The sequence below is a fragment of the Calyptranema fuscum S582 genome, from assembly GCF_055793305.1.
On record NZ_JBSLYH010000109.1, the window covers coordinates 1 to 4,678 of the forward strand.

Annotated in this window: 4 protein-coding genes and 1 pseudogene; 3 read left to right on the plus strand and 2 right to left on the minus strand. The window is 49.8% G+C overall.

Annotation, left to right across the window (positions count from 1 at the left end; genetic code table 11):
* Both ACR6Z4_RS31965 and ACR6Z4_RS31970 read right to left on the minus strand, forming a co-directional pair.
* Positions 1-462 (minus strand): annotated as a pseudogene (locus ACR6Z4_RS31965) (toll/interleukin-1 receptor domain-containing protein); the annotation flags it as partial.
* Positions 463-512: 50 nt separating this feature from the next.
* Entirely contained in the window at positions 513-1,028 is a 516-nt protein-coding gene (locus tag ACR6Z4_RS31970) for a TIR domain-containing protein (protein WP_479721358.1), read from the minus strand.
* Between the two features lie 211 nt (positions 1,029-1,239).
* Between ACR6Z4_RS31970 and ACR6Z4_RS31975 the strand changes: the two genes are divergently transcribed.
* From ACR6Z4_RS31975 to ACR6Z4_RS31985, 3 genes are read left to right on the plus strand one after another with little or no spacing between them, the layout of a single operon-like run.
* Positions 1,240-3,897 (plus strand): heat shock protein Hsp90 family protein, encoded by a 2,658-nt coding sequence (locus ACR6Z4_RS31975; RefSeq protein WP_479721359.1) that lies wholly within the window; start codon positions 1,240-1,242, stop codon positions 3,895-3,897.
* A 55-nt stretch (positions 3,898-3,952) separates the two neighbouring features.
* Entirely contained in the window at positions 3,953-4,189 is a 237-nt protein-coding gene (locus ACR6Z4_RS31980; RefSeq protein WP_479721360.1) for a hypothetical protein, read from the plus strand.
* Positions 4,186-4,641: an HNH endonuclease gene (locus ACR6Z4_RS31985; RefSeq protein ID WP_479721361.1), complete on the plus strand. Its 456-nt coding sequence runs from the start codon at positions 4,186-4,188 to the stop codon at positions 4,639-4,641. The genes ACR6Z4_RS31980 and ACR6Z4_RS31985 overlap by 4 nt, the downstream gene beginning before the upstream one ends.
* Positions 4,642-4,678 lie beyond the last annotated feature (37 nt).

Below are 4,678 nucleotides of genomic sequence, written 5' to 3' on the forward strand. Positions count from 1 at the left end.
GAACAGTCTGGCAGAAAGCCTATCAAATAGCTGTAATGCCGCTTGTGATGCTTCATTTCTTCGATAACTTACAAAGACCCGGCGTTGGCGAGGCAGTAGCCCAGCACATTCCAGCAGGGCTGTTGCAATTCTTTGAGATCCATCTTGATATGACAAGCAATTGAGCGATCGAAGAACTACAGGAATTTCATCCTGCACCCTTGTCCTATCAGAAACTACAGGAATAATGGGAATATTTTTATCCAATAGAGTTTTCAGGTGATTCTGTGAAGCATCCTGCCCCCCAAAAAATATGGCAGAGGTAGATATCTTCTGTTGTAGTTGCAAATCTTGGGTGTTATTTACCCATGCGACATCGTGCCCAAGCTTTAAGCCAAAGGCTTTCACCAGCTCTGCAATAATTCGCTTTAGCTCAGTAATCTGATCTGCAGGTGGATCACCAAGAACGACCAACTGATACAAGTATGCCAATTCCCCCTCCTACAGCACCTGTTTTGTAATTCACATCCTTTTTACTTACCTGCAGCTCTTGCTGCATCCTCGACCCACTTATTAAAGTTATTGTATCCATCTTCATAAACCCAATCATAGGTCGGATAAAGAGTAGACATGGGCACCTGAACATCTGCCATATAAGAGAAGAGGCTTGGCTTTTTGATTGTGTAGTTATCGAAGGGATTTCTACCCTTAACATCAGTTTGTCTGGCTACAGCACATTGAATATTGTGGATGTAGATTCCGAGCAAACCGTTGCCACGATCAAGGCTTTTCTCAATCTCGTAATTGACCCATCGACGTTGGGAAGTTTCAGCACCAATCAAAACAACGGTTACGGTTGTACTCTCTAGCCCCTTGTTAATTAGTCTTTTAAGTGCCAAGTCACCATCTCGCTTGACTTCTTCCCAAAGAGAGTGATCCCAGTAGCCAGCCGAATTGTAACCACCTCGCGTCAGGAAGTGGTTGCGGACTACATTGACCCGCCAAATGTCACGTTGATAGTGAAAGCTGAAAAAGACGCTCCTAGCCATAGGTGGATTTCCTATTTGCAGCACACGAATATTATTTTGGCAAATTTTCTAAGGCTTGCGTTAAAGAAGGGTGTTTGAGCTTTATCAACGCTAGTCGTAGGGTGACTACTGAATTCCTTTATCGACTGAAAACTCAGAAGATTTGTTAGCATTCTGGGCAAACTAACACATAAGAGTATTTGCTTAGAAACTCAGCCTTCCTCCTACCCCTATGCCCAGAAAACCAGCCCAACCCAATTCCAGTGACCAGCCCAACGGTAATGCAGCCGAGCCCAGTGAATTTCAGATTGACTTGCAGGGACTGATTAAACTGCTGGCGAAGAACTTGTATGCCGAAGCTGATGTGTTTGTGCGGGAGATGCTGCAAAATGCCCATGACTCAGTGAAGCGCAGGCGAGAGTTGCAGGGGGAAGGGGCACCGGAAGGGGTGATCCGGGTAAGGATCGATCGGGAAGCAGCGACGATCAGCTTTACCGATAACGGGGCGGGGATGACAAAGCAGGAGGTGAAAGATTACCTCTCGACGATCGGACGTAGTGGCACCGATGCCTTCCGTCAAGACCTGGTGCATAAGGGACGGCAAGCCGAAGTAACGGTAATCGGGCAATTTGGGATTGGGTTACTGTCGGCGTTTATCGTGGCCGATCGCGTGGTGGTGGAAACCCTGTCCTGGCAACCCAATAATCCGCCCTGGCTTTGGGAAAGTAGCGGTGAGAAGACCTATGACCTGAATCCTGGAGAACGGAAGGATGCAGGGTCTACGGTGACGCTCTACATCAACGACAAGTATCGGGATATGTTGTTGGTGGAGGAACTCCGCAAAGCCATCCGCAAGTATGCCGACTTTTTACCCGTTAGCATTTACCTGAATGACGACGATGGACCAGCGAATACCGTCAATGCCCCTTGGCATAAGCACTATGACAATCCTAAAGAGGAAGTGCTGGAAATGGCGATGTTTGTGGCGAAGCGATTTCCTGATAACCCGCTTTCTACGATTCCGATTCACCTAAGCCAGCCCTATAAGGTGGATGGCGTGCTGTATGTCTCGGATAATCGCATTCCCGATGTGAATACCAGCGGTTTTGTCGATATTTATCAGTCCCGCATGTTTGTCATGGAGGCAAACCGGGATATGCTACCCTCCTGGGCGAAGTTCGTGCGGGGCATTATTGACTCTCCAGCACTGACTTTGACGGCTTCCCGTGATGCAGTGCAGCAGGATGCGATTCAGAAGGAGATTAAGGAGCAATTGGGGCATGAGGTCATCAGACACCTGACGCAGCTTTCCAAGGATGACCCTACCCGATTTCAGCAACTCTGCGATTGGCACCATTACCACATGAAAGGGATGGCACTGCGGGATGATAACTTCTTCCGGGCGGTTGCCGATTTGATTCCCTTTGAAACCAATCAGGGGCCGATGAGCCTCAGCACCTATTTTGAGGCAGCAAAAAGCCAGGGACAATCCGAAACCGATCTGCTCTACTTTGATGAGCGAGGCAGTGCCACTCAGTTTTATATGCTCTGCGATGCGCGGGGCTTGCTGGTGGTGGATGCCAGCCAAGTGTTTGAGGATGACTTTTTAGAGCGGTATGGCAGGCTGCATCCTGAAATTAAGCTGCGGCAACTCAACATTGGCGAGTCGAATGTCATTTTTGAGGCGCTTAACTCTGAGGAACAGAAGGACTTTCGCCAACTGGAGCAGGAATTTACACGGGGAATGCCCGATCGCCGCAGTATTGCCAAAGCAGTACGGTTCAAGCCAGAGTCAATCCCGGCATTGAGTGTATTGTCGGCGGCTGCCAAGAGTCGGCAGAAACTTCAGCAGGCAGGGGATAACGTCATGATCCCTGAAGAAGTGCGGAAGCTGGTCAAGGATGTGTTGCAGGGAGAGAGATCGGTTCCGGTGACGCTGTACTTGAATGCGGATAATCCCACCGTGCAGCAACTCGCCAAAATGCTGCCGTCAGAGGACAAGATTGATGCTTGCATGGCGATCTACAACAACTCCATCATGCTGATTAATCAAGTTTTGACGGCTGGCAATGCGGAGGTTATTTTCAAAAGCTTTAGCCGGGTGATCGATCGCATGATTACCCAGACCGATCGCGCTCAAAAGCTAGAGGGGCAAGTCACCAAACTCAGGCTCCAGATCGATGAGAAGGATCAGGAACTACGGGCACAGGTCGCCGCTCAAAACGATAGTCAGACAGAGCATATTAGTTGTTTCGTCGCCATGCCATTCGATGACAAGTTTAAGCCCTTGCTGGAAGCCTTAAAGATGGTGCTGGAAGACAAACCCTATGGGTGGGAAGTCATTCGGGCCGATAGCAAACTGTTGGGACTAACCATTTCTGCCAATGTTGAGGCACATATCGCCCGTAGTCATTGCTATCTAGCGGATATTAGTGATAAGAACCCCAATGTGTTCTTGGAGATTGGGGCGATGGGACATTACAAAGGTCGTCCGTTGATTTATTTGTGCCGAGAAGATGCCCAGGAGGAAATTGCTGCCGATCTCCAGGGGAATCTTTATCACCCCTATTCTCAGTGGGATCTGGAGAAGCCAGATATTGAGGCGCTTGCCCAGCAACTCCGCAGTGAATTGGAACGCCGCCCAGATCTAGACTCACTCAAACATTCAGCAACAAAAACGTTCCTGTCTGCCAATGTATTAGCGCGTAACAACCAGTGCGATCGCCCCCTGGCTGAAAAAATCAGTAAAACCTACAAAACCGTCGAGGCATTCCTGGCAGCTTCCTCCGAAGACATTGCCACGACGCTAAACTTGACCCGCAATGCCGAAAAGGGCGCGATCGCTGATGTACAGGAGTTTTTACAAAAGCATTTTGGGCTGGGAAGTTAGTTCAAAGGCAATCAACTAGGATCAAACCAGGTCATCCCATGAGAGCCAAAACACCATGATTCAGGTCACGATTAGTCCCCAATCCCTCCTGGAAAGAGGCATCACCGTCGAAAAGGTGGATAACCTGCGACTGTTCAAATTTACCGATGAGTTGCAGTCCCAGTTGGAAACACTGTTAGAAAAAAACAAGCTGGGAGCGCTTAACCCCGAAGAAGAAACAGAACTCACTGCCATTACGGAACTCGATCGCCTGTTTACCTACCTCAATTCCTTACTGGTGGCGCAGCAATGACCATCACCCCGGCGGCAAAACAACAGATCCGCCAACGGGCAAATGGGTTATGTGAATACTGCCACTCCCCCGAAAAAATCAGCACCGCTCGCTTTACCATTGACCACATCCTGCCCCGCTCTCTGGGTGGCTCCGATGATCTGGAGAATCTGGCACTGGCTTGTAGTCGCTGTAACCAGCGCCGCTATAACTTTATTGTGGGCATCGATCGCGCCACCCTGGCAATGCAACCCCTCTTCCATCCCCGGCAGCAGCCCTGGTCAGATCACTTTATCTGGACAGCCGATGGCACCCGCATTCTCGGCATCACTGCCATTGGTCGTGCTACCTGCGATCGCCTGGATATGAACGACGATCGCTACCAGGGAGAACGCCCCATCCAGGAAGCCCGCGCCCTGTGGGTGCAAGCAGGCTGGCATCCTCCCAAAACTGATCCACGCCAGTTAGATTAAAGCTTGACTGCCCCCGTTCCACTCTTCGCTCTGTCCT